The organism is Blastococcus sp. SYSU D00813 (assembly GCF_054050735.1).
The window spans coordinates 1-24,562 of sequence record NZ_JBJGZX010000034.1; the positions used below are offsets into that span (position 1 = coordinate 1).

Below are 24,562 nucleotides of genomic sequence, written 5' to 3' on the forward strand. Positions count from 1 at the left end.
CCGGCGCCCCCCCCCACCGCGGCCCGCGCCCCCCCCCCCCCCCCCCCCCCCCCCCCCCCGCCCCCCCCCCCCCCCCCCCCGCGCCGCTGTCCGCGCGCGGCTGGCGGGCCACGGTGGTGGGGATGCACGTCATCGCCGCGGTGGTGTGGGCGCTGGCGGTGCTCACGGCCGCCACCGCCGACACGGTCGCCGACGACCGCCGCCGGCCGGCGGTCGCCGTGCTCGCCGTCCTCGCCCTGGCCTACCTCGCCGCCGGCGCGCCCGCCCTGGCCGGCGGCCGGCCGCGGCGGGCGCTGGCCTACCTCGTCGTCCTCGTGGCGTCGTTCGGGGTGCTCGGCTGGGTCGCCCCCAGCCTGCTGTTCCTGCTGTTCCTCGCCTACCCGCAGGTCTGGTTCGTGGTGCAGGGCACGGGCGTCGGCGTCGCGTGGACCCTGTTCCTGGCCGCCGCCACCGCGATCGGCCCGCTGACCGCGAGCGGCAGCGACCGGACGACGGCGCAGGTGCTGCAGGAGACGGGGATCAGCCTGGTCTTCAGCCTCGCGCTGGGCCTGTGGGTGAGCCGGGTGCTCCGGCAGAGCGCCGAGCGGGCCGACCTCATCGAGTCCCTCGAGCGCACGCGGTCGGAGCTGGCCACGGTCGAGCGCGAGCGCGGGGTGATGGAGGAGCGCGAGCGGCTCGCCCGCGAGGTGCACGACACGCTCGCCCAGGGCTACACGAGCATCGTCGTCCTGGCGCAGACCGCCGCCGCGCAGGTCGGGACGGACCCGGCCGCCGCCGCCGAGCGGCTGCGGCTGATCGAGGAGGTCGCCCGCGACAACCTGGCCGAGGCGCGGGCGGTGGTCGCCGCGTTCCGGCCGGTGGCGCTGGACGGGTCGACGCTGGTCGAGGCGCTGGAGCGGCTGGCCGGGCGGTTCGCGCGGGAGACCGGCCTGCCGGTGCGGGTGGACACGGCGGCGCTGGGCGAGGGCGTCGCGCTGCGCCGCGACGAGGAGGTCGTGCTGCTGCGCGGGGCGCAGGAGGCGCTGACCAACGTGCGCCGGCACGCCGGCGCCAGCGCGGTGGTGGTCCGGGTGGCGCGGGTGGCCGGCCAGGTGTCGGTGCACGTGGAGGACGACGGCGTGGGCTTCGACCCCGCCGCGGTCGCCGGCGCCGGGCTCGAGGGCCTGCGCGGTCGGGTGGAGCAGGTGGGCGGCGAGGTCGACGTGGCGTCGGCGCCGGGGGAGGGGACGCGGGTGACCGTGCGGGTGCCGGGCGCATGACGGGGATCAGGGTGCTGGTGGCCGACGACCACCCGGTGGTGCGCGGCGGGCTGGTGGGCTGGCTGGACGCCCAGCCGGACCTCACGGTGGTCGGCGAGGCCGGGGACGGGCTCGAGGCGCTGGCGCGGGTGGCCGAGCTGTCGCCGGACGTCGTCCTCATGGACCTGCGGATGCCGCGGATGGACGGCGTCACCGCCATCGAGAAGCTGGCCGCGGCGCACCCCGCCGTCCGGGTGCTGGTGCTGACCACCTACGACACCGACGCCGACATCACCCGCGCGGTGGCCGCCGGCGCGACCGGCTACCTGCTCAAGGACGCGCCGCTGCCGCAGCTCGCCGACGCCGTCCGCGCCGCCGCCCGCGGGGAGACGGTGCTGGCCCCGCCGGTGGCCGCGCGGCTGGTGTCGCGGATGCGCGCGCCGGCGGTGGAGGAGCCGACACCGCGGGAGCTGGAGGTGCTGGCCGGGGTGGCGCGCGGGCTGACCAACGCCGAGATCGGCCGCGAGCTGTTCATCGGCGAGGCCACCGTGAAGACCCACCTGCTGCGGCTGTTCGCCAGGCTCGGGGTCGACGACCGCACCCGCGCGGTGATGGTCGCCGTGGAGCGCGGGCTGCTGCCGCGGCCGGGCGCGTGAGCGTCGTCGTCCGCCCGGCGCGGCCCGAGGACGCCGCCGTGCTGGCCGAGGTGAGCCGGGCCGCGATCGAGGAGTCGGCGGCCGGGCACTACACGCCCGCGCAGCGGGCGGTGTGGGCGCGGCGGCGCACCGCGGCGGCGCACGCGCGCTACATCGAGGCGACGGTCGTGCTCGTGGCGGAGGCCGACGGGGCGGTCGCCGGCTTCGCCTCGCTGGCGGTGGAGGCGGTCGACGGGCTGGTCCCCGGCGAGGTCGACCAGCTGTTCGTGGCGCCGGCCGCGGGCGGCCGCGGGGTCGCCCGGGCGCTGCTGGCCGGGATCGAGGGCGTCGCCCGGGCCGCCGGCATCCGCGCGCTGGTCACCCACGCGTCGTGGCGGGCCGCGCCGGTGTTCGCCCGGTACGGCTGGCGGGAGCAGGAGGTGGAGACCGTCGCCGTGGACGGCGAGGAGCTCACCCGCGTGCGGATGACCACCGAGCTGGACTGAGCAGGGAGCCCGCGCCGTCTTCTGGTAGGCCTTGCGGTTGCAGCCGGACAGCCGCCCCCGAGAGGACCAGCGCATGAAGACCCACGACTTCACCGTCGACGCCGCCGACGGCACCACCCAGCGCCTGAGCGACTACGCGGGGAAGGTCCTGCTCGTCGTCAACACCGCCAGCAAGTGCGGGCTGACGCCGCAGTACGAGGGCCTGCAGGAGCTGTACACGCAGTACCGGGACCGGGGCCTGGAGGTGCTCGGCTTCCCGTCCAACCAGTTCATGGGCCAGGAGCCGGGGACGAACGAGGAGATCCAGGAGTTCTGCTCGACCCAGTACGGCGTCACCTTCCCGGTCTTCGCCAAGGTCGACGTCAACGGCGACGACGCGCACCCGCTGTGGTCGTACCTGCGGGCGGCCGACCCCGGCGACTTCTCCGCGGAGACCGCGCCCGGGCTGTACGACCACATCGCCAAGATGCGGCCGGAGGCGATCGGCACCGACGAGGTGAAGTGGAACTTCACCAAGTTCCTCGTCGGGAAGGACGGCGAGGTCATCCGCCGCTACGAGCCGACGGTGCAGCCGGCGCAGATCAAGGACGACATCGAGGCGGCGCTCGCCGCCTGAGCCGGCGGTGGGCAGCGGGCCCCCGCGGGGGCCCGCTGCCCGCGTCAGGCCGTCGCGGCCGGGGCGCCCACTCGGGCGAGCGCCCGGTCCACCAGCGCGAGCAGCCGGTCGCTGACCTCGCGGCGGCGCTCCATGTGCACCATGTGCCCGACGCCGGGGTAGACGGCGAGCTCGGCCGTCGGCAGGGCCTCGGCGATCGTGTGGCTGTGCTCGACCGGGCACAGCCGGTCGGCGTCCCCGACGGCGACCAGGACCGGGATCTCGCTGAGCGCCTCGAGCGCCTTCGCGCGGTCGTGGTCGGAGAAGGTGGCGAGGAAGGCGGCCACGGTCTCGGCGGTGCAGGCCCGGTGCACCTCCGTGGCCAGCCGCAGGTCGGCCGGGTCCGCCGACCCGCTGAAGATCAGCCACATGTCGGCCTTGCCGACCGCGCGCTTCCTGCCGGCCAGCTCCGCCTGCACCGCCCGCTCGTTGAGGGCCGGCAGGACCCGCTTGACCACCTTCGCCACCGGCTTCGGCAGGCCGTAGGTGACCGCGTCCAGCCCGCCGGAGCTGGTGCCGACCAGGGCCACGCCCACGATGCGGTCGCCGAAGAGCTCGGGGTGCTGCTCGGCCAGCGCCATGACGGTCATGCCGCCCATCGAGTGCCCGCCGAGCACGACCGGTCCGTCGGGGACGACCTCGTCGAGCACCCGGGCCAGGTCGCGGCCGAGCTGCTCGATGTTCGCGCGGTCGCGCGGGGTGGGCCCGGAGGCGCCGTGGCCGCGGTGGTCGTAGGTGACCACCCGCAGGTCGGGCCGGGCGTCGAGCAGGTCGCGCACCTGGCCGGCCCACAGCCGCGACGACTGCACGTACCCGTGCGCCAGGACGACGGTCGCGGTCGGCTGCTCGGCGCCGAAGACCTCGACGTGCAGGTCCACGCCGTCGTCCGTGGCGACGGTGCGGGTCCGGCCCTGCGGCGGGGGCGGCGGCTCGGCGACCGGCGGGGCGGGACGGGCGGCCCGGCGGCGGGCCACGACGGCCCCCGCGGTGAGGACGGCGACGCCGGCGACGGCGGCGGGAGAGACGCGCATGGGCGGGATGCTCCCAGGCTCAGGCGTGGACGGGGACGCGGGGCGCCACCCGCAGCTCGTAGGACTCCGCGTCGAACCGGCGCATGAGCCGGATGAAGGCCGACGTGTGCCCGGGCCAGAGGGTGAAGTTGCGCCCGTGCTCGTCGCGGTACCAGGACCGGCAGCCGCCGGTGTTCCACACGGTGTCGCCGAGCTCGTCCTGCAGCCGCGCGTTGTAGGCCTCCTGCGCGGCCCGGCGGACCTCGAGGGCGCCGCGGGTCGCGCCCATCCGCTGCAGCGCCTGCACCACGTAGCCGATCTGCGCCTCGATCATGAGGACGACGGAGGTGTGGCCCAGCGCGGTGTTCGGGCCGAGCAGCAGGAACAGGTTCGGGAACCCGGCGACGGTGGTGCCGCGGTGCGCCTGGGCTCCGGCGCGGTCCCACTCCGCCCGCAGCGTGCGGCCCGTGCGCCCGACCAGCCGGTGGGAGAGCGGGATGTCCATGACGCGGAAGCCGGTGCCGTAGACGATCGCGTCGACCTCGTGCTCGCGACCGTCGGCGTCCACCACCGCGTGCGGGCGGACCTCCGCGACCGGCGAGGTGACCACCTCGACGTTCGGCTGCGTCAGGGCCGGGAGGTAGTCGTCGCTCACGATCACCCGCTTGCAGCCCATCGCGTAGTCGGGGGTGAGCCGGGTGCGCAGGTCGGGGTCGGGGACCTGCTGCTCGAGGAACGCGAGCGCCTGCTTCTCGAACAGCGCCCGGAGCCGGCCGCCGCCGGTCCACAGCCGCAGCCGTGCCTCGCGGACGGCCCACTGCCCGCTGCGGGCCAGGCGCAGCAGCCCGGGCACGCGAGCCTGGAGCCGGTGCTCGACCGGGGTGTAGGCGCGGTCGTTGCGCGGGACGACCCACGGCGGGGTGCGCTGGAAGACGACGACCCGCGCCGCCGTCCTCTGCAGTTCCGGCACGAACTGCGCGGCCGACGCGCCGGTGCCGACGACGGCCACCCGCTTGCCGAAGAGGTCGACCGAGTGGTCCCAGCGGGCCGAGTGGAACCACGGGCCGGCGAACGAGTCGATGCCGGGGACCTCGGGCAGGTGCGGCTCGACCAGGCCGCCGGCGCCGCTGACCAGGACGTCGGCGGTGAGGTCGCCCCGGCTGGTCTCCAGCCGCCACACCAGGGCCTCGTCGTCCCACCGCCCGGCGACGACGTCGGTGGACAGGTGCAGGTGGGGGAGCACGCCGTGCTCGGCGGCGACCTGCTCCAAGTACTCGCGGATCTCCGGCTGGCGCGAGTAGACGTGCGACCAGTCGCGCTTGGGCGCGAAGGAGAACGAGTAGAGGTGGCTGGGCACGTCGCAGGCCGCGCCCGGGTAGGTGTTGTCGCGCCACGTGCCGCCGAGGGTGCCGGCGCGTTCGAGGACGACGAAGTCGTCGATGCCGGCCCGGCGCAGCGCGACGGCGGTGCCGATGCCGGAGAAGCCGCTGCCGACGACGGCCACGCGGGTGTGCCGGGGGAGCGGGGTGGGGTCGGGCCGCGACGTCGTCGTCGGGGAGGGGACCACGGGGACCTCCGGGGGTGCGGGAGGTCTGCGAGCCTGGCACGCGGCGGCGCCGTCCGGCAGGGGCTGGGGCCCGCTGCGCGGCCCCTTCCGGCCGTAGGCTGCACCTCCGCCTGCTCCGGCGGGGCGCCGCCCGTCCCGCCTCCCGTGTGGGGACGCCGATGTCGCTGTCTCAACCGCTCATCGAACCCGGGACGGACGTCTCCCGGTTCCGCGTCGAACAGCTGCTCGCGCGCGGGGGCATGGGGCTGGTCTACCGGGCGCGCGACGTCCGGCTGGACCGGCCGGTGGCGCTCAAGGTGCTGGCGCCCGAGCTCTCGCACGACGAGGAGTTCCGGCAGCGGTTCGTGCGGGAGTGCCGGCTCGCGGCGGCGTTGGAGCACCCGCACGTCGTCCCGGTGTACGAGGCGGACGACTGGCAGGGACTGCTCTACGTGGCGATGCGTTTCGTGTACGGCGCGGACCTGGCCAGCGTCCTGCGCGGCGGCCCGCTGCCGGTGCCGGAGGCGGTGCTCCTGCTCGGCCAGGCGGCCTCCGCGCTGGACGCCGCCCACGGGGCCGGGCTCGTGCACCGCGACGTCAAGCCCGGCAACCTCCTCGTGTCGGGTGGGCGCCCGGGACACGTGCCGGCGCGTGCCCACCTGTACCTGACCGACTTCGGCCTGACGAAGCAGGCGGGGTCGCTGTCGGGCCTGACCCGCTCGGGGACGTTCCTCGGGAGCCTGCACTACGTGGCGCCGGAGCAGATCCAGGGCGAGGACGTGGACGGGCGGGCCGACCTCTACTCGCTCGCCTGCGTCGCCTTCGAGCTGCTGGCCGGTGTGCCACCGTTCCGCCGGGACCAGGAGGCCGCCCTGCTGTGGGCGCACGTGTCCGTGCCGCCGCCGCGGCTGACCGACGTCCGCCCCGACCTCCCGCCGGCGATGGCCGACGTCCTTGCGCGCGGCATGGCCAAGGACCCGGGGGACCGGCCCGGGTCGTGCGGGGAGTTCGTCGCCGGGCTGCGCACCGCGGCGGGGCACCGGCCGGACGAGCCCGCCTCCGCGCGGACGCCGGCACCGGCCACGGTCGTCGGGGCGGTCGGCGTGCCGGCGGCGCCCCCCGCGCCCCCGGTTCCCCCGGTTGCCCCGGTTCCCCCGGCGCCCGCGGCCCGGGTCCCGTCCGCGGCTGCGGCCGGGGAGCCGGGACGAGGCACCCCCGGCTCGGGCCGGCACCGTCGACCGGGCGGCCGGCGGGCGCGGGTCGCGGTCGTGGCGGTGGCCGCCGCCGTCGCCGTCCTCGCCGGCCTGCTGGTCTGGTCGCCGTGGAGCAGCGCGGTCGACGTGGAGTACGAGACCCGGTCGCTGGTCGTGGTGCCGTACGAGGCGGAGGTCCCGGCGGACTGGCGGCTGCTCCGCGACGAGGACGAACTGGGCGAGTTCGCCTACTTCGGGCCGGAGGACCGCTTCCCCTTCGACGTGGCCGACCCGGCGAGCCAGGCTGCTGCCGCGGAGGTCGCCGCCGAGGACCCGGAGCGTCTGGTCAGCATGTACGTCGGGCGGGACCCCAGGCTGACCGGCGTGACGCCGGAGGACCTGCCCGGACAGATCAGGGCCACCCAGCCGGCGCTGAGCCTGGAGCTGACCGGGACGACGCTCGTCGCGGGCCTGGAGGTCCCGCTGCTCGAGGGTGGGCTGTTCCTCAGCGAGGACCAGCAGCTCTCCGTGTTCGGCGTCGTGGTGGACGGCGACGTCCTCGTGCTCTTCGCCGCTCCCTTCTCGATCGAGAGCGAGTGGCACGCGGTGTGGGACCGGGTCCTCGGTTCCATGACGCCCACGGGCTGAGCGGCGCGCCCACGTAGGCTGGCTGTCCGTGAGTCTCACCATCGGGATCGTCGGTCTACCCAACGTCGGCAAGTCGACCCTGTTCAACGCGCTGACCAAGAACGACGTCCTGGCGGCGAACTACCCCTTCGCCACGATCGAGCCGAACGTCGGCGTGGTGGGCGTGCCCGACCCGCGGCTGGGGCGGCTGGCGGAGCTGTTCTCCTCGCAGAAGGTGATCCCGGCGACGGTGTCGTTCGTCGACATCGCCGGCATCGTGCGCGGCGCCAGCGAGGGGCAGGGGCTGGGCAACAAGTTCCTGGCCAACATCCGCGAGAGCGACGCGATCTGCCAGGTGATCCGGGTGTTCACCGACCCCGACGTCGTCCACGTCGAGGGCAAGGTCAGCCCTCGCGACGACATCGAGACGATCAACACCGAGCTGGTGCTGGCCGACCTGCAGACGCTGGAGAAGGCGATCCCGCGGCTGGAGAAGGAGGCCCGCAAGGACAAGGAGCGGGCCGCGCTGCACAAGGCCGCCGTCGCGGCGTCGGAGGTGCTCGACACCGGGCAGACGCTGTTCGCCGCGGGCGTCGACACCGAGCCGCTGCGTGAGCTGTCGCTGCTCACGACCAAGCCGTTCCTCTACGTCTTCAACGTCGACGCCGACGAGCTGGCCAACGAGTCGCTGGTGACCGAGCTGCGCGAGCTGGTGGCCCCGGCCGAGGCCATCCTGCTCGACGCCAAGACGGAGTCCGAGCTCGCCGAGCTGCCCGCCGAGGAGGCCGCCGAGCTGCTCGAGTCGATCGGGCAGAGCGAGCCCGGCCTGGACCAGCTGGCGAAGGTCGGCTTCCGCACCCTCGGGCTGCAGACCTACCTGACCGCCGGGCCCAAGGAGGCGCGCGCCTGGACCATCCCGGTCGGCGCCACCGCCCCGCAGGCCGCCGGCGTCATCCACACCGACTTCCAGCGCGGCTTCATCAAGGCCGAGGTCGTCTCGTTCGACCAGCTGATGGAGGCCGGCTCGATGACCGAGGCGAAGGCCAGGGGCTGGGTGCGGATCGAGGGCAAGGACTACGTGATGGCCGACGGCGACGTCGTGGAGTTCCGCTTCAACGTGTAGACCGGCCGGGTCCCCGCAGTCCGGGACTGCCTGGTCGGCGAGCGGGATCACGATCCGGACCGCACGACCGCGGGCCCGCACCCAGGGGGGTGCGGGCCCGCGTGGTCTCGTGGGGAGTGTGGTCAGGCGGCGAGCTTGGCGCTCACCTCGGCGAGGCGGCGCCCCTGGTAGCGGGCGGCCGCGATCTCGGCGTCGGTGACGGTGTCGGACTTGCCGCCGGAGGCGTTCGAGACGCCGTAGGGGTTGCCCCCGGCCTCGAACAGCAGCGGGTCGGTGTAGCCGGGCGGGACGATCACGGCGCCGAAGTGCGAGAAGACGTTGAACAGCGTGAGGATCGTCGACTCGTTGCCGCCGTGGACGTTCTGCGCGCTGGTGAAGGCGGTCGCGCCCTTGTTGGCCAGCTTGCCGGTGAACCACAGGCCGCCGAGGGTGTCGATGAACTGCTTCAGCTGGGCGGCGGGGGTGCCGAACCGGGTGGGGCTGCCGAGCGCGTAGCCGTCGGCCCACTCCATGTCGTCGGCGGTGGCGACCTCGACCTCGTCGGCCGTGGCGTCCACGTGGGCCCGCCACAGCGGGTTCGAGTCGATCGCCTCCTCCGGGGCGAGCTCCGGCACGCGGCGCAGCCGCACCTCGGCCCCGGCCTCGCGGGCGCCGTCGGCCAGGGCCGCGGCCAGCTGGTGCACGTTGCCGGTGGACGAGTAGTAGATGACAGCGATCTTGGTCATGTCTTCTCCTGGGGCTCGGGTGGTGGATCGGGTGGCTGGTGCCGTCCCGCCGCCGCAGCGCGGCGGGCACGTCTGGGGGGCGTCCTCGGAGGACGACGGGGTGACCCGTCAGGCGGCGAGGGTCGCGTGCATCTCCCACACGAGGACCTCCGCGGCCTCGACCGCGGTGACGCGCTGGCCGCCGGTCGCGGTGAGGCGGGCCGCGTCGCCGGTGGCGAGGTCGCCGGTCCCCTCGAGCGTCACGGCGCCGCGGGGCACGAACAGGTGCAGGAACGGCGCGTCGGGCAGCTCGACGGACTGGCCCGGCTGCAGGCGCGCGGCGTGCAGTGCGGCGTACCGGTTGCGGATGGCGATGGCGGCGGCGTCCCGGTGCCCGGGCATGCCGGAGGCCACGGGGACCAGGCCGCCGGCGAGCAGGGCGTCGTCGATCTCCAGCTGCTCGTAGCCGGGGGAGATGCCGCTCTCGTCGGGCACGACCCACATCTGCACGAAGTGCACCGGGTCCCGGTGGACGTCGCCCTGCAGCCGCCAGGAGTCGTTCTTCTCGCTGTGCAGGATGCCGGTGCCGGCGCTCATCCGCTGGGCCAGGCCGGGGTAGATGACGCCGTTGTGGCCGGTCGAGTCCTGGTGCACCAGCGACCCCTGCAGCACCCAGGTCACGATCTCCATGTCCCGGTGGGGGTGGGTCTCGAAGCCGCTGCCTGCGGTGACGACGTCGTCGTTGTTGACCAGCAGCAGGCCGTGGTGGGTGTTCCTCGGGTCGCGGTGCGCACCGAACGAGAACGAGTGCTTGCTGTCCAGCCAGGAGATCCGGGTGGCTGCGCGTTCGGCGGCGCGGCGGACCTCGATGCCCGGGACGAGGGACGTGCTTGCCACGACGGGGCCTCCGGTCGGACGGTGAGCGGTGCTCGGGAACGGCTCACATGGATGATGTGTCATGTACTGAGGCGGTAAACTAGATGACGCGTCATTTTTCTTCCGGGGACGAGGTGGGGCGCGTGACGCGGTGGCTCGACGAGGGCGAGCAGCGGGCCTGGCGGGGGCTCCTGCGGATGTCCTCGCGCCTGGACGCCCGCCTCAACCGGGAGCTCCAGCGCAGCTCGGGGCTGTCACTGGCCGACTACGACGTCCTCGTGCTGCTGAGCGAGTGCGCCGGTGGCCGGCTGCGCGTCTTCGAGGTGGCGGAGGCGCTCGAGTGGGAGCAGAGCCGGCTGTCGCACCACCTGGCCCGCATGCAACGCCGCGGCCTGGTGGTGCGCGAGGAGTGCAGCACCGACCGGCGCGGTGCCTTCGTCGTCCTCAGCGTGGCCGGCCGAGACGCCATCGAGCAGGCCGCGCCGGCCCACGTGGAGGTGGTCCGGCGCCTGGTGTTCGACGGGCTGACGGAGGAGCAGGTGGCCGCGCTCGACGCCGTCGCGACCAGCGTGCTCTCGCGCCTGGAGTCCGACGCCGACCTCCCCCGCCGGACGGGCTGACCCGGCTCGCCGGCCCGGGGGATGGGTCAGCGAGGGTCGCGGCCGATGAAGGCGAGCAGCTTGGTCTGCGGGTCGGCGTCCTTCGGCACAGGCACGCGCGGACCGTACTGACCGCTGGCCCGCAGCATCTCGTCCATCGGTTCCATGCCCGCGAACATCGCGGCGCAGCGGGCGGCGTCCAGGGTCTCGTCCTGCCCCGTGGCCCGCGCCAGGTCCCAGGTGTGCATGAAGACGTCGGCGGTGAAGAACCGCGACACCGCCTGGGGCAGCGGCACGTCGCCGATGTGCGGGTTGCGGACGACGAGGTCGGCGGACGCCGGGTCGTCGAGCAGCGCCTGCACCCCGTTGCTGAACGTCCGCCACGCGCCCACCGGGTCGTCGTCCACCGGCGGCCCGGCGGGCAGCTCCACCCCGGCGCCGGCGCGCAGGAACCCGGGGAACCACTCGACCAGGTGCCGGACGACGTCGCGCGCGGTCCAACCGGCGACGGGGGAGGGCCGGTCCCAGGTCGCGGCGTCGGGCACGCCCTCGACGAGCCGGGTGAAGCGGCCCCCGATCTCGCGGTACTCCTCGGCGGGGGTCTGGTCGGCGTCCATCGCGGGCTCCCTCTCGCAGCAGTGGGTCACCGGTATGACTCCCGCGGCGCCGGGACTCATCGGTCGGGGCTCAGGTGCCCGCCGGCCCGGTGAACGGTGCCTGGTCGAAGAACGCCGCGTCGAGCTCGGCCTGCGTGTGCCCCGCCCACTCGGCGATGACGACGTAGAGCGCCTTGTCCTGCTGGTTGAACAGGTACCACTGCCACGCGAGCGGCTGACCGTCGGCGTTGAACAGCCGGACCCCGGCGCGGGTCGTGGTCGCGGTGGCCCAGCTCTCCGGTGACCCGGGTGCGTCCTCCTGCTCCAGCTCCGCGCGGCGGGCGTCGCGGGCGGCGACGTCCGGGTAGTGCGCCACCTCGACGGTCATCCCGTTCGGGTACTGGCAGGTGATGCCGAGGTCGGCGTGCACGTCGATCGCGAACGACGTCGGCGCGCAGGTGCCTCCGGCCCATCCCTCGCCGTCCGGGGTCTCGGGCAGCAGGGTCGGGAAGTCGTCGACGACGAACTGCACCTCGCCCCACGGCTGCGCCGGGCCCGCCGACGACGTCGACGGCGACGAGGCCGCCGTCGACGGGGTCGCCGTCGACGTGCCGGCCGCGGCTGCGTCGTCGTCGCCACGCCAGGGGGCCAGCGCCACGAGCACCCCCACCGCGACGACGGCGACCAGCCCGGCCACGGCGCCGGCGACCAGGCGGTTCCGGCGCGGGTGTCCGGCGGTCGGGGACGGCGGGGGCGGCGGCAGGGTCGGCGGAGCCGGCGGGGGGAACCGGCCGACCGTCGTCTCCAGCGCCGGCGGGCGTGCCGGCCAGCACGCCCGCGCGGCGGCGACCAGCTCGGCGCACGAGCCGTACCGCTGCGCTGGGTCCTTGGCCATCGCCCGGGCGAGCACCGCGCTGATCCCCGGCGGCAGGTCGGGGCGGACCGCGCGCGGGTCGGGCGGAGGGGCGGTGACCACCGCGTACAGCGTCGCGGGCAGCGTCTCGGCGGTCACCGCGCGGCGCCCGGTGAGCAGCTCGAACAGGACGGCACCCAGCGCGTAGACGTCGGCGCGGGCGTCGACGCGGGCGCCGGACACCTGCTCGGGTGCGGCGTAGGCCAGCGACGCGGTGACCTCGCCGGTCTGGGTCAGCACCGCCGAGGACCCCGTGTCCTGGCCGATCCCGAAGTCCGTCAGCACCACCCGCTCGCCGCCGCCGGGCAGGACCGCCAGCAGGATGTTGGCGGGCTTGACGTCACGGTGCACGAGTCCGCAGGCGTGCGCGTGGTCGAGCGCCGCGCCGACGGCGGCCACGATCGCCAGCGCGCGCTCGGGCGGCGCGGCGCCGTCGCGCGCCAGGACGTCGGCCAGGTCCGGGCCCGCGACGTACTGCATCGCGATCCACAGCAGGCCGTCCTGCGTGCCGCGGTCGAGGACGTCGACGACGTTGGGGTGCGACAGCCGGCTCAGCAGCTCCGCCTCCCGCTCGAACCGGGCGCGCACCGCCGGGGTGGCCGCGAGCCCGCCGTGCAGCACCTTGAGCGCGACGTGGCGGGGGAGGGTCGGGTGGCGGGCCAGGTGGACGGCGCCCATCCCCCCGCTGCCCAGGCGCCGCTCGACCACGTACCCGCCGATCAGGGTGCCCGGCTCGATGTCCACTGCGTGCCCCCCGTCGTCCGGTGCCGGCTGTCGGCGTGCAGCGCAGTGTGGAGACCCGAGGGGTCGGCGTCCAGAGGCCGTCGAGGCCGTGCCGGGACGTCGGCGCAGGTCGCTGAGGGGAGCCTGACCTCCGTCCGCGAGGACGTCCCGTCCGGTCACGGGTCGTGAGGACGCGTCGAGAGCGAGTCGGAACTGATTCGGCAACCCCCCAAGTCGGGGTGTCGGGCGGGCCCCACGTCACGGGTGACCCCGCGCGGCACCGGCGAAGGAGCCTCCTCCCGTCCACGAACAGGGGGACCCGAGAGGAAGACACCGTGCCCACCACCCTGACCCGCCGCGACGCTCTCAAGGTCGGCGCCCTCGCGTCCGCCGCGCTGACCCTGCCGCTCGTCCCGACGCTCAGCGCCTCGTCCGCCTCGCAGATGGCCGCGAGCAAGCTGCCGCGTCCCTACAGCCTGCCCTTCCGGACCCCGCCGGTCGCCCGGTCGACGACCACCGCGTCGGGCGCCGCCTACCACCGCATCGAGCAGCGGCTGCTCACCCGGAGATCATCCCCGGCTACCGCACCCCCGTCTTCGGCTACTACGACACCATCGGAGGGGCCGGCGGCACGCCGGGCCCGACGATCGTCACGCGCCAGGGGCAGACCGCCGTGGTCCGGCAGGTCAACGCCCTGCCGCCGACCCACCCGGCGATGCAGTACCGGGACTGGACGTCGACCCACCTGCACGGGTCGCCGTCGCGACCGCAGTACGACGGGTACGCCAGCGACATCACCCAGCCCGGGCAGTGGAAGGACTACGTCTACGAGAACCGGATGAGCGCCCGGACGCTCTGGTACCACGACCACGGCGTCCACCACACGGCGGAGAACGCCTACATGGGTCTGGCCGCCATGTACGTCTGCACGGACCCCGTCGAGCGCGCGCTGCCCCTCCCGAAGGGGGAGTTCGACCTGCCGCTGGTCGTCAGCGACAAGGCCTTCGCCTCCGACGGCGCCCTGCTGTTCGACGACAACAGCCACTCCTCGACCTTCGGGGACGTCGTGCTCGTCAACGGGGTGCCCTGGCCCAGCCTGGAGGTCAAGCGGCGCAAGTACCGGTTCCGCGTCCTCAACGCCTCGATCTCGCGGGCCTACAAGCTGGCGCTCAGCGACGGCTCACCGCTGACCGTCATCGGGACCGACGGCGGCCTGATGCCGGCGCCGCAGAGCACGACCGGCTTCCGCATCGGGATGGCCGAGCGGTACGAGGTCGTCGTCGACTTCAGCCGGTACCCGCCTGGCGCGAGGGTGCAGCTGGTCAACCGCGGGGTCCCGAACGCGCCGGACTACGACGACACCGACAAGATCATGCAGTTCGAGGTCACCGGCGACGCCTTCCCGACGTCGGACAACGCCGTCCCCGCCGTCCTCGACCCGACGGCCGCCCGCGGCGTCATGAGCCTCACGCCGCAGGGCGCCATCCGGCGGCAGATGCGGCTGGAGCGCTCCAACGGCGAGTGGGTGATCAGCGGCATCACGTGGAAGGACATCGAGGACTCCGGCTACAGCCTCGAGTTCGCGACCGTGCAGCCCGGCACGACCGAGGTGTGGACGATCCAGAACAACTCCGGCGGCTGGTTCCACCCGCTGCACATCCACCTGGTGGACTTCAAGGTGCTCAGCCGCAACGGCGCGCCGCCGCCGGCGCACGAGCGCGGGCCCAAGGACGTCGTCTACATCGGGGAGAACGAGCGGGTCGACGTGCTCATGCGGTTCCACCAGGCCGGCGACCCCAACGGCCACGACCCGGCCCAGCGGCCCGAGGAGATGACCTACCCCGAGGACCGCGGCAAGTACATGGTCCACTGCCACAACCTGACCCACGAGGACCACGACATGATGACCCAGTTCTGCGTGGGCGCCGACGTCCCCGAGCTCGACCCGATCCGGGCCGCGCCCGCGACGGACCGCCCCGAGGACTGACCGCCGTCAGACCCGGCCGCGGAGGATGCGGCGCCAGTAGACCTGCGGCAGCGCGTACCGGTCGAACCACCACGTCGCCCGCCGCGGCCGGGTCGGGTCGACGAACGGCACCGAGGGGGTGGGCCGGCCCGCGCGGTCCACCTCGGCGAGGGTCAGCGTCCGGCGCGCGACGGTGATCGGCACGACCGTGTAGCCGTCGTAGCGCTGCAGGTCCCCGCCGTCGTGGGCCGCGGCGAGGTTCGCGCTGAGGACGGCGACCTGCTTGCGCAGCGCGCCGCCGGAGGGGCGGGTGGCCACGGCGGCGGCGTCGCCCAGCCCCCAGACCGACGGGTGCCGGCGGTGGCGCAGGGTGGCCGGGTCGACGTCGACCAGGCCGGGGTCCGCGTCGACCGCCAGGCCGCTGCCGGCGATCCACCGCGGCGCCCGGTAGCGCGGGACGGCGTGGGCGACGGCGACGTCCTCGAGCACGTGCCGGCCGGCCGGGCCGGCGACGGTGACGCCGTGCAGGTCGGCGTCCACGGACTCGACGCGGGTCTCGCGCAGGACCTCGACGCCGAGGTCGGCGAGGGCGCGCTCCAGCACCTCGTCGGCGTGCGGCACCCGCGTGGCGGTCGCCTCGGGCAGCACCAGCGTCACCCGGAGGTCGGCCAGCACGCCGGTGCGCCGCCAGTGGTCGCAGGCCATGAACAGCGGCTTGAGCGCGGTCGGCCCGCACGACGCCGGCTCCGGCGGCACGGTGAAGACGACGGAGCCGGCGCGCAGCCCGGACAGCAGCGGCCACACCCGCGGCGTGCTGCCCGGCACGTAGGTGGAGGCCGCCCACCCGTCGGCGTAGGCCTCCTGCAGGCCGGGGGTGGCCGCCCAGTCCTCCTCGAGGCCGGGGCACAGGACGAGCGTCGAGTACCGCAGCGTGCGCCCCAGCCGGGTGCGGACGGTCGCCGCGGCCGGGTCGACCGCGTCGACGGCGTCGCGGATCCAGGTGCACCCGTCCGGGACGACGTCGGCCATCGGCCGCTCGAGGTCGGCCATCGTCGCCTCGCCGCCGCCGACGTAGTTGAGCAGCGGCTTGTAGCGGTGCACCGGCTGCGGGGCGACGACGGTGACCTGTCCGGAGCCGTCGCGGAGCAGCTTCGCCGCCAGCGAGATGCCGGCGTTGCCGCCGCCCACGACCAGGACCTCGTGCTGCTCTGCGCTCGTCACCCCCGACGTCTTCCCCGCCGGCTTCGGTTGCACACAACGGATCCGGCTGGGGGATCGGAGCGCACACCGGCCACCGTCAACGGCGCAGGTCGGCCACCTCGTCGAGCCGGCCGAGCTTGTGCGGGTTCCGGACCGCGTACATGCGGGCGATGAGACCGTCCTCCACGACGAACGCGACCGCCGTCTCGAACTCACCGCCCGGGTCGATCCGCACGGCGACGCCACCGTTGAGCAGCGGCGTGGTGATCGCGACGCCCGGCGCGAGCCGCGCGAAGTGCGCCAGGGCCGACGCGACGCGCTGCCGGCCGGCGACCGGGCGCAGCGCCGCGGGCGCCAGCCCACCGCCGTCGGCGACCACGACCACGTCGGGTGCGAGGACGTCCACCAGGCCCAGCACGTCGCCGGCGGTGACCGCCGCCAGGAAGCGGGCCACGACCTCCCGGTGCTCCTCGGCGCTCACCGCCGTCCGGGGGCGCCGCGCCGCCACGTGCTCGCGCGCCCGGTGGGCGATCTGCCGGACCGCGGCGGGCGACTTCCCCACCGCCTCGGCGACCTCGTCGTAGGGCACGTCGAACACCTCGTGCAGCACGAGGACCGCGCGCTCGGTCGGCCCGAGCGTCTCCAGCACCGTCAGCATCGCGATCGAGACGCTCTCCGCGAGTTCGACGTCGTCGGCGACGTCGGGGCCGGTGAGCAGCGGCTCGGGCAGCCACTCGCCGACGTAGTCCTCGCGGCGTCGGGTCAGCGTGCGCAGCCGGTTGAGCGCCTGCCGGGTGACGACCCGCACGAGGTAGGCCCGCGGGTCGCGCACGGCGGCCCGGTCCGCCTCGGCCCACCGCAGCCACGTCTCCTGGACGACGTCGTCGGCGTCCGCGGCGGAGCCGAGCATCTCGTAGGCGACGGTGAACAGCAGGCCGCGGTGGGAGAGGAACGGGTCGTCGGTCATGCCGTGGCGAGGCCCTTCCCGGGAGCCGCCGCCAACGGCGGCAGGCCGCAGGACGCCGCGAACTCCTGCGACCGGATGCCGAGGGCGACGTTGCCGCGGGCGGTCATGTTCATCATCCCGATCCTGGCGGTCAGCTCCACGAGCGCGGGAGCCCCCAGCTCGGCGAGCAGGGCGGCCGACATCTCGTCGGTCACGGCGACCGGGGTCCGGCACATCGCCTCGGCGTACTCCATGACCCGCCGCTCCAGCGGGCTGAAGACGGCGGACTCGCGCCACCGCGGCACCTCCCGCGCCTTCTCCTCGGCGAGGCCGCGGTCGTGGCTCATGAAGTAGTGCAGGTCCAGGCAGAAGCTGCAGCCGATCGTGCTGGCCGCCGCCATGGCCGCGAAGGACGCGAGGTCCGGGTCGAGCCGGTCCCACGAGTCGACCTTGCGGCCGAAGGCCATCGTGTCCTTGAGGACGGCGGGGGAGTGCCACATGACCCCGGCGCCCTCCGGCACCTGACCGAACAGCCTGCGGCTGACCGTCTTGAGCAGTGCCCCGTAGACGCCGGTGATCTCGGTCGCGGGGACGCGGGTGCTGCTGGTCATCTCTCCTCCAGGTGTGTCGTGGTCACGCCATGGAGACACCGGCCGGGACCGCGGTGTGACACCTCGTCGCGCTGCCCCCGGGGAGGCGGCCGGGCACGATCCGGTCATGGCATCGACACCGCGACCGGCCGGCGAGGGCGGCACGGCGTTCGTCCTCGGCGGCGGCGGGCTGCTCGGCGCGGCCGAGGTGGGGATGCTGCAGGCGCTGCTCGAGCGCGGCGTCCGTCCGGACCTCGTCGTCGGCACCTCGGTCGGGGCGATCAACGGCGCCCTCGTGGCCGCCGACCCGGAACCGGGCACGGTGGCGCGGTTGCGCGAGGTGTGGGGTGACCTGGCCGCCCGCGGGGTCTTCGCCGGATCGGTGCTGGACAGGGCGCGCACGCTGGTGCGGACCCGCACCCACCTGCACCCGCGCGAGCCGCTGCGGGACCTGCTCGCCGAGCACCTGCCGGTGGACACCTTCGCCGGACTGCGGGTCCCGTTCCAGTGCGTGGCGGCGAGCATCGAGCGGGCGGCCGAGCACTGGTTCACCGGGGGGCCGCTCCTCGACGCGGTCCTCGCCTCGTGCGCGGTCCCCGGGCTCCTGCCGCCGGTGGAGGTCGACGGCGAGCACTACGTCGACGGCGGCCTGGTGCACAGCATCCCGGTGGGGCGGGCGGTCGCACTCGGGGCCGACACCGTGTACGTGCTGCACGTGGGCCGGATCGACCGCCCGCTGCGCCCACCGGCCCGGCCGTGGGAGGTCGCGCAGGTCGCCTTCGAGATCGCACGCCGCCACCGCTTCGCCGCCGACGTGGCCGCGCTGCCGGCCGACGTCACGCTGCACGTGCTGCCGTCGGGGGCCGAGGGCCCGCCGTCGGCCGGCAGCCTCCGGGACCTGCGCTACCGGGACTTCGCCGGCGTGCCCGGCCGGATCGAGCGGGCGCACGCCGCCGCCGGCGACTACCTGGACCGGGTGGCCTGAGGTGCTCCCGCCGCGCCCCGTCCGCCGGCTCGCCGGGCCGCTGGTCCTGGCGGCGCTGGTGGCCGGCGTCCTCCTTCTGCCGGTGCTGGTGCTCGTCGCGGCGGTGGTCTCGGTGTGGCTGCCCGGCCGGTGGCGGGCGCTGCGGCTGCTGTGCTTCGCGCTGGTGTACCTGGCGCTGCAGGTGGCCGGCCAGGTCGCCGCGGCGGTGCTGTGGGTGCTCGGCGGCCTCGGTCGCCGCCGCGGCGGCCACGCCTGGCGCGCCGCCCACTACACGGTCCTGCGCCTGCTGCTCGACGTCCTCATGCGGGTGGCGCGGCGGCTGTTCGCGCTGCGGCTGGTCACCGACGGGGAGTCCTGGTCGCCGCTGGACGACGGGGTGCCCGGCTCGACGAACGCGATGGTGGTGCTCTCCCGGCACGCCGGCCCGGGCGACTCGTTCCTGCTCGTGCACACGCTCATGGACCGCGACCACCTGCGCCAGCCCCGCATCGTGCTCAAGGACCTGCTGCAGCTGGACCCGATGATCGACGTCCTGCTCAACCGGCTGCCCAACCACTTCGTGTCGTCGGACGCGCCGGGCGACCGTGCCGTCGAGGCGATCGGGGAGCTGGCCCGCGACCTGGGCGAGGAGGACGCGCTGCTGATCTTCCCCGAGGGCGCGAACTTCACCCCGCGGCGGCGGTTCCGCGCCATCCAGCGGCTGCGCGCGCGGGGGCAGGTCGTCGCCGCCCGCCGCGCGGAGTCGCTGGAGCACGTGCTGCCCCCACGCCCGGCCGGGGTCGCCGCCGCGCTGCGGGCGGCGCCGCACGCCGACGTCGTGTTCGTCGCGCACACCGGACTGGACCACCTGCACACCGTCGGCGACCTGTGGCGGGAGCTGCCGATGGACAAGACGCTGCACCTGCGCTGGTGGTTCGTGCCGGCCGCCGAGGTCCCGCGCGACGACGAGGAGCTCGTCGACTGGTTGCACGGCTGGTGGACGACGATCGACGACTGGATCGGCGAGACGTCGGCGGCCGAGCGGGAGCTCAGCCGGCGGTCGCCAGGCTCCTGACCCCGAGCGACGTGCGGCTGGTGACCGGCCGGGCCCGGGAACGGGCCGTGGGCGCACATCGCTCGTGACGAGAGGCGGCGAACGCGGTCAGGAGGTGACCGCAACGCGTCCCAGCATGGGTGCATGAGCGACTCCCTGACCCTCGTACTCGGCGCGACCGGGCGCACCGGCCGGCGCGTCGTCGAGGCACTGCGGCGGGACGGCCACGCCGTCCGGGCCGCCTCCCGCTCCGCCACCGGCCCGGACGCCGCACCGTTCGACTGGGCCCGGCCGGCCACCTGGGGACCGGCCCTGGCCGGCGCCACCGGCCTGTACCTCATGGCCCCCGACGGCGTCCCGGTCGAGCCGGACCTCGTCGCGCAGGCCGTCGACGCCGGGGTGCGGCGGATCGTCCTGCTGTCGAGCAGCGCCGTCGAGGAGATGGGCGACCAGCGGCTGCTCGACGCCGAGCGGCTGGTCCGCGACAGCGGTGTCGAGTGGACCGTGCTGCGCCCGAACTGGTTCGACCAGGACTTCGACGAGGGCTTCTTCGCGCCGGGCGTGCTGGCCGGCGAGGTGCTGGTGCCGGTCGGCGACCTGCGCCAGGCCTTCGTCGACGCCGGCGACATCGCCGCCGTGGCCGCCGCCGCGCTCACCGGGAACGGCCACGCCGGGCAGCTGTACGAGGTCCGCGGCCCGGAGCCGCTGACCTTCGCCGAGGCCGTCGCCACCGTCGCCCGGGTCAGCGGGCGGGAGGTGCGGTTCGACGGCGACCCCGAGGCCTACCGGCAGGCGATGACGGCGGCCGGTCAGCCGGAGGCGGTCACGCAGGCCGAGCTCGACGCGTTCGCCGCCCTGCGCCGACGTGGCGACGACGAGCCGGACGACGTCGTCGAGCGGGTCACCGGCCGCCGGCCGACCCGGTTCGCCGACTACGCGGCCGCGGCGGCCGCCCGGGGCGCCTGGCGCGGCTGACCTCAGGGGCGCAGGACCTCGAGCGCGTACTCGAGCTCCTCCACCGGCCGGCCGGGCGGCAGCACGATGCCCGGCACGTCCGCACCGGCCGCCGTCCACGCGTCGACCGCCGACCGGGCGGCCGCGGCGTCCCCCGCCACGAGCACCTCGTCGACCAGCACCCGCGCCTCCGGGGGCAGCACGGGGGAGCGCGGTGCCGGGTTCGCCGCCACCACGGCGTCGACGGCCGCGCCCAGGCCGAGCCGGCGCAGCGTGCCGGCGTAGAGCGGGCCCATCCCGGTCAGGTAGGTGACCACCCACCACGCGGCGACCGCCTCCGCCACGGCGGGGTCGGCGGCCACCGCGACCGGCAGCCCGGGGCGCACCGAGGGCAGTGGCCGGTCGGCGGCGATGGCGCCCTCCTGCACCTGCTTCACCCCGTCGGCCAGACCCGACCGCGGCAGGAAGAAGGGGCACCAGGCGTCGGCGAGCTCCCCGGCCAGCCGCACCGACCGCGGACCCAGCCCGGCCAGGTGCACCGGGACCTCCGGGTGCGGCGGCACGGCCAGGCGCAGGGGGCGCTGCCCTCCGGGCACCGTCGGCGTCACCCGCCCGCCGGCCAGCAGCGAGCGCACCTGGCGGGTCACCGACCCCAGCCGGGCCACCGGCGCCTCGAACCGCTGGCCGTGCAGCCCCTCGGCCAGCTGCGGGGACCCGGCGCCCAGCCCCAGCGCGAACCGGCCGCCCGAGGCCTCGGCCAGCGAGCCGGCCAGCATCGCGATGCCGGCCGGGCTGCGGCCCCACACGTTGAGCACGCCGGTGGCCAGCCCGATCCGCTCGGTCCGGGCGGCGATCGTCGCCAGCAGCACGGCGGCGTCGTGCCCCCAGCCCTCGGCGACCGAGAAGGACTCGTAGCCCAGCTCCTCCGCCCGGCCGGCCAGGTGCAGCACGACGTCGGCGCGGTTCTCCATCGGGGTGACGCCCACGGAGCGGCGTCGGGGTGCGGTGGTCATGGTCGGCGCCTCCTGGGACCTGTCCTCGACATCGGGCCGCCGCTACTGTCGGCCGGGCCCGTTGCATCCCGATTGCAGGCGCGCGATGACAGCTGCTGGCACGGCGCGGGTCCGGATCCTCGGGCCCCTGCAGGTGGAGGACGACCGCGGGCCCGTCGCCGTCGGCGGGCACAAGCCGCGGACGCTGCTCGCCGTCCTCCTCCTCGCCGGCGGCGACCTGGTGCCCACCGACCGGCTCGTCGCGGCCCTCTGGGGCGACGACCCGCCGCCGGGCGCGGGGACGGCGCTGCGGGCCTACGTCTCCCGGCTGCGCGGCGCCCTGGGTGCGGCCGCGGACCTGCGCTACCGCCCGCCGGGCTACTGCCTGTCCCTGGACGGCGCCACGCTGGACGCCGACACGTTCGAGCGGCTCGTCACCGCCGCCCGGGCCGCGGCGGCAGCGGGTGACCACGAGCGGGCGCTGGCCGACCTCGACGCCGCCCTGGCCCTGTGGCGCGGCGACGCGCTCGCCGAGTTCGCCGACGACGACTTCGCCGCCGCGACGGCCGCCCGGCTGACCGAGCTGCGCAACACCGCGGAGGAGGACCGCCTCGAGGCCCTGCTCGAGCTCGGGCGGGCGGCCGAGGCGCTGCCCGAGCTCGAGGCGGTGGTGCGCCGGCACCCGACGCGGGAGCGGCCCGCGGTCGCGCTGATGCGCGCGCTGTACGCCACGGGCCGGCAGGCCGATGCGCTCGCGGCGTTCCACGACCTGCGCGCCCGCCTGGACGACGACCTGGGGGTCGAGCCGGCCGCGGCCGCGCAGGCCCTCTACCGGCGGATCCTCGTGCACGACCCGGCACTGGCCACCGGGCCGCGGCAGGGCAACCTCCCGCGGCGGGCCAGCGGCTTCGTCGGCCGCGACCGGGAGGTCGACCGTGTCCTGGCCGCGCTCCGCGCCGGGCCGGTGGTGACGCTGACCGGCGTCGGCGGCACGGGGAAGACCCGGCTGGCGGTCGAGGTCGCCGCCCGCGACGGCCCGCGCTTCGCCGACGGGGCCTGGCTGTGCGAGCTCGCCACGCTGCCCGACGGCAGCCCGGTCGGGCACGCCGTCGCCGCCGTCCTGCGCGTCCAGCAGCGCCCCGGCCTGACGATCGAGCAGACCGTCGTCGAGTACCTGCGGAGCCGCTCCGCCCTGCTCGTGGTCGACAACTGCGAGCACGTGCTCGACCCCGTGTCGCGGCTGGTCGCCGCCGTCGTGGCGCAGTGCCCGCGGGTCGTCGTCCTCGCGACCAGCCGCGAGCCGCTCGGGGTCGAGGGGGAGCAGCTGTGGCCGGTGCCCCCGCTGCCGGCCGACGACGCCGCCACGCTGTTCCTGCAGCGCGCCCGTGCGGTGTCGCCGGACCTGCGGCTCGACGCGGCCGACGCCGAGGCGGTCGCGGCCATCTGCGCCCGGCTCGACGGGCTGCCGCTGGGCATCGAGCTGGCCGCCGCCCGCACCCGCGTGATGAGCCCGGGGGAGATCGCCCGGCGGCTGGAGGAGACCCCGCTGCTCGGCGGCGGCCGCGGGGCGGTCGCGCGGCACCAGAGCCTCGGGCAGGCCGTCGAGTGGTCCTACCGGCTGCTGCCGGAGGCCGAGCAGCGGGTGTTCCGTGCCATGTCGGTGTTCGTCGGCGGCGCCGACCTGCGCGCGGTGCACCGGGTCGCCGACCCCGACGCCACCGAGGACGAGGCGCTGGACCGGCTGACCCGCCTGGTGGAGCGCTCCATGGTGGTGGCCGCCAGCGGCGGGGCGCACAGCCGCTACCGGCTGCTGGAGACCCTGCGGGCCTACGGGCGCTCGCGGGTGGGCGCCGAGGGCGCCACGACCGCGCTGCACCGGCGGCACGCCGCGTACTACACCGACCTGGCCGAGCGGGCGGCCCGCGGCGTCCAGGGCCCGGACGAGCGGGCCTGGGTCGAGGAGGCCCTGGCCGACCACGACGACTTCCGGGCCGCCTTCCTGCGCAGCTGCGCCGACGGCGACCGCGACCTCGCGCTGCGGCTGGCGGCCGCCGTGCCCGAGCTGGTGCACCTGCGGATCGGGTACGAGGCCTCGACCTGGGCCGAGCGGGTGGTGGCCGGTGCCCCTCCCGAGCACCCCAGCTACGTCGCCGCCGTCGGCGCGGCCGCCCGCGGGGCGTGGAACCGCGGTGACTTCCCGCGGGCCACGGCCCTCGCCGCCCTCGCGGACGGACGGCGCCCCCCGGCGGGCACCCCGCGCATCGCCCACCCCGCGGACGTGCTCGCCGACGTCGCGATGTACCAGGGGGACGCCGCGCCGGCGCTGCGGCACTACACCGCCGAGGCCGAGCGCGCCCGGGCCGACGACGACCGGATCCGGCTGGTCTGGACGCTCTACTACGTCGCCGTCTGCCAGGCCGTCCTCCGCGCACCCGAGCGCGGGCTCGCCGCGGCGCAGGAGAGCCTCGAGGTGGCCGAGGCGACGGCGAACCCGACCGCGCGCTCGATGGCCCGCTACGCCGTCGGCCTGGTGCTCAAGAAGTCCGAGCCCGAGCGCGCCCTGGCCCTGTTCGACGAGGCCGGCGCGCTCGCCGCCGCCGTCCGCAACTTCTGGTGGCACGGGATCGCGATGATGGAGGCCGCGGCGACGCGCGGCGTGCACCACGACCCGGTCGTCGCGGCGCGGGCGTTCCTGGGCGTGCTCGACCACTGGGACCGGGTCGGCGACGCCACGCAGCAGTGGCTGGCCCTGCGGTACGTGGCCCGGCTGCTGCACCGGGTCGGCGCGGACTCCGACGCCGCTGCGCTGCACGCCTGCCTGGTCGCTGCGGGCAAGCCCTCACCGCTCGGGCCGGCCGCCCCGCGCCCGGGTGCGGCTCCCGGCGCCGCGCAGGTGCTCGAGACGGCGGTCGGCTCCGCCCGCGCGGCCCTGGGCCGGCTGTCGTGAGCCCT

Annotated in this window: 22 protein-coding genes; 12 read left to right on the forward strand and 10 right to left on the reverse strand. The window is 75.7% G+C overall.

Annotated elements, in window-relative coordinates; translation table 11 throughout:
- Positions 1 to 122 precede the first annotated feature (122 nt).
- From ACI8AX_RS18710 to ACI8AX_RS18725, 4 genes are all read left to right on the forward strand, one after another.
- Positions 123 to 1,259: a sensor histidine kinase gene (locus ACI8AX_RS18710; protein WP_456551355.1), complete on the forward strand. Its 1,137-nt coding sequence runs from the start codon at positions 123 to 125 to the stop codon at positions 1,257 to 1,259.
- The gene (locus ACI8AX_RS18715) at positions 1,256 to 1,894 is read left to right on the forward strand and encodes a response regulator (RefSeq protein WP_456551356.1); all 639 of its coding nucleotides are present in this window, start codon (positions 1,256 to 1,258) and stop codon (positions 1,892 to 1,894) included. Before ACI8AX_RS18710 ends, ACI8AX_RS18715 begins: the two co-directional genes overlap by 4 nt.
- Positions 1,891 to 2,379 carry a GNAT family N-acetyltransferase gene (locus ACI8AX_RS18720; protein WP_456551357.1) on the forward strand — a complete coding sequence of 163 codons (489 nt, stop codon included), beginning with the start codon at positions 1,891 to 1,893 and terminating at the stop codon, positions 2,377 to 2,379. The genes ACI8AX_RS18715 and ACI8AX_RS18720 overlap by 4 nt, the downstream gene beginning before the upstream one ends.
- Positions 2,380 to 2,452: 73 nt before the next feature.
- Positions 2,453 to 2,995 carry a glutathione peroxidase gene (locus ACI8AX_RS18725; RefSeq protein ID WP_456551358.1) on the forward strand — a complete coding sequence of 181 codons (543 nt, stop codon included), beginning with the start codon at positions 2,453 to 2,455 and terminating at the stop codon, positions 2,993 to 2,995.
- Positions 2,996 to 3,039: 44 nt separating this feature from the next.
- On the opposite strand, the gene ACI8AX_RS18730 is transcribed toward ACI8AX_RS18725, so the two are convergent.
- Positions 3,040 to 4,065 carry an alpha/beta fold hydrolase gene (locus ACI8AX_RS18730; protein ID WP_456551359.1) on the reverse strand — a complete coding sequence of 342 codons (1,026 nt, stop codon included), beginning with the start codon at positions 4,063 to 4,065 and terminating at the stop codon, positions 3,040 to 3,042.
- 19 nt (positions 4,066 to 4,084) lie between these two features.
- Positions 4,085 to 5,611: a flavin-containing monooxygenase gene (locus ACI8AX_RS18735; RefSeq protein ID WP_456551360.1), complete on the reverse strand. Its 1,527-nt coding sequence runs from the start codon at positions 5,609 to 5,611 to the stop codon at positions 4,085 to 4,087.
- A gap of 158 nt (positions 5,612 to 5,769) precedes the next feature.
- On the opposite strand from ACI8AX_RS18735, the gene ACI8AX_RS18740 reads away from it, so the two are divergent.
- Positions 5,770 to 7,431, forward strand: a complete 1,662-nt coding sequence (locus ACI8AX_RS18740) for a serine/threonine-protein kinase (RefSeq protein ID WP_456551361.1) — start codon at positions 5,770 to 5,772, stop codon at positions 7,429 to 7,431.
- Between the two features lie 28 nt (positions 7,432 to 7,459).
- The gene (gene ychF / locus ACI8AX_RS18745) at positions 7,460 to 8,533 is read left to right on the forward strand and encodes a redox-regulated ATPase YchF (protein ID WP_456551362.1); all 1,074 of its coding nucleotides are present in this window, start codon (positions 7,460 to 7,462) and stop codon (positions 8,531 to 8,533) included.
- Positions 8,534 to 8,655: 122 nt separating this feature from the next.
- On the opposite strand, the gene wrbA is transcribed toward ychF, so the two are convergent.
- Positions 8,656 to 9,258, reverse strand: a complete 603-nt coding sequence (gene wrbA, locus ACI8AX_RS18750) for an NAD(P)H:quinone oxidoreductase (RefSeq protein WP_456551363.1) — start codon at positions 9,256 to 9,258, stop codon at positions 8,656 to 8,658.
- A gap of 108 nt (positions 9,259 to 9,366) precedes the next feature.
- Positions 9,367 to 10,134 carry a pirin family protein gene (locus ACI8AX_RS18755; RefSeq protein WP_456551364.1) on the reverse strand — a complete coding sequence of 256 codons (768 nt, stop codon included), beginning with the start codon at positions 10,132 to 10,134 and terminating at the stop codon, positions 9,367 to 9,369.
- 122 nt (positions 10,135 to 10,256) lie between these two features.
- Here ACI8AX_RS18755 and ACI8AX_RS18760 point away from each other — a divergent pair, with 122 nt between their 5' ends.
- Positions 10,257 to 10,733, forward strand: a complete 477-nt coding sequence (locus tag ACI8AX_RS18760; protein ID WP_456551365.1) for a MarR family winged helix-turn-helix transcriptional regulator — start codon at positions 10,257 to 10,259, stop codon at positions 10,731 to 10,733.
- Positions 10,734 to 10,759: 26 nt separating this feature from the next.
- Here the strand turns inward: ACI8AX_RS18760 and ACI8AX_RS18765 are convergent, their stop codons facing one another.
- Positions 10,760 to 11,329 (reverse strand): TIGR03086 family metal-binding protein, encoded by a 570-nt coding sequence (locus ACI8AX_RS18765; protein WP_456551366.1) that lies wholly within the window; start codon positions 11,327 to 11,329, stop codon positions 10,760 to 10,762.
- A gap of 70 nt (positions 11,330 to 11,399) precedes the next feature.
- The gene (locus ACI8AX_RS18770) at positions 11,400 to 12,965 is read right to left on the reverse strand and encodes a protein kinase domain-containing protein (RefSeq protein ID WP_456551367.1); all 1,566 of its coding nucleotides are present in this window, start codon (positions 12,963 to 12,965) and stop codon (positions 11,400 to 11,402) included.
- A gap of 592 nt (positions 12,966 to 13,557) precedes the next feature.
- Here ACI8AX_RS18770 and ACI8AX_RS18775 point away from each other — a divergent pair.
- Positions 13,558 to 14,931 carry a multicopper oxidase family protein gene (locus ACI8AX_RS18775; protein WP_456551401.1) on the forward strand — a complete coding sequence of 458 codons (1,374 nt, stop codon included), beginning with the start codon at positions 13,558 to 13,560 and terminating at the stop codon, positions 14,929 to 14,931.
- Positions 14,932 to 14,937: 6 nt separating this feature from the next.
- Here ACI8AX_RS18775 and ACI8AX_RS18780 read toward each other — a convergent pair whose 3' ends face one another.
- From ACI8AX_RS18780 to ACI8AX_RS18790, 3 genes are all read right to left on the reverse strand, one after another.
- The gene (locus ACI8AX_RS18780; protein WP_456551368.1) at positions 14,938 to 16,131 is read right to left on the reverse strand and encodes an FAD-dependent oxidoreductase; all 1,194 of its coding nucleotides are present in this window, start codon (positions 16,129 to 16,131) and stop codon (positions 14,938 to 14,940) included.
- Between the two features lie 76 nt (positions 16,132 to 16,207).
- Entirely contained in the window at positions 16,208 to 17,077 is an 870-nt protein-coding gene (locus ACI8AX_RS18785; protein WP_456551369.1) for an RNA polymerase sigma-70 factor, read from the reverse strand.
- Positions 17,074 to 17,667, reverse strand: a complete 594-nt coding sequence (locus ACI8AX_RS18790) for a carboxymuconolactone decarboxylase family protein (RefSeq protein ID WP_456551370.1) — start codon at positions 17,665 to 17,667, stop codon at positions 17,074 to 17,076. The genes ACI8AX_RS18785 and ACI8AX_RS18790 overlap by 4 nt, the downstream gene beginning before the upstream one ends.
- A gap of 106 nt (positions 17,668 to 17,773) precedes the next feature.
- On the opposite strand from ACI8AX_RS18790, the gene ACI8AX_RS18795 reads away from it, so the two are divergent.
- The 3 genes from ACI8AX_RS18795 to ACI8AX_RS18805 all read left to right on the forward strand — a co-directional run bounded on the left by ACI8AX_RS18795 (position 17,774) and on the right by ACI8AX_RS18805 (position 20,639).
- Positions 17,774 to 18,631 carry a patatin-like phospholipase family protein gene (locus tag ACI8AX_RS18795; protein WP_456551371.1) on the forward strand — a complete coding sequence of 286 codons (858 nt, stop codon included), beginning with the start codon at positions 17,774 to 17,776 and terminating at the stop codon, positions 18,629 to 18,631.
- A 1-nt stretch (position 18,632) separates the two neighbouring features.
- Positions 18,633 to 19,685, forward strand: coding sequence for a 1-acyl-sn-glycerol-3-phosphate acyltransferase (locus ACI8AX_RS18800; protein WP_456551372.1), 1,053 nt, complete (start codon positions 18,633 to 18,635; stop codon positions 19,683 to 19,685).
- Positions 19,686 to 19,808: 123 nt separating this feature from the next.
- Entirely contained in the window at positions 19,809 to 20,639 is an 831-nt protein-coding gene (locus tag ACI8AX_RS18805; protein ID WP_456551373.1) for an NAD(P)H-binding protein, read from the forward strand.
- A 2-nt stretch (positions 20,640 to 20,641) separates the two neighbouring features.
- Here the strand turns inward: ACI8AX_RS18805 and ACI8AX_RS18810 are convergent, their stop codons facing one another.
- The gene (locus ACI8AX_RS18810; protein WP_456551374.1) at positions 20,642 to 21,631 is read right to left on the reverse strand and encodes an LLM class flavin-dependent oxidoreductase; all 990 of its coding nucleotides are present in this window, start codon (positions 21,629 to 21,631) and stop codon (positions 20,642 to 20,644) included.
- Positions 21,632 to 21,716: 85 nt separating this feature from the next.
- On the opposite strand from ACI8AX_RS18810, the gene ACI8AX_RS18815 reads away from it, so the two are divergent.
- Positions 21,717 to 24,557, forward strand: a complete 2,841-nt coding sequence (locus ACI8AX_RS18815) for a BTAD domain-containing putative transcriptional regulator (protein ID WP_456551375.1) — start codon at positions 21,717 to 21,719, stop codon at positions 24,555 to 24,557.
- Positions 24,558 to 24,562: the final 5 nt, after the last annotated feature.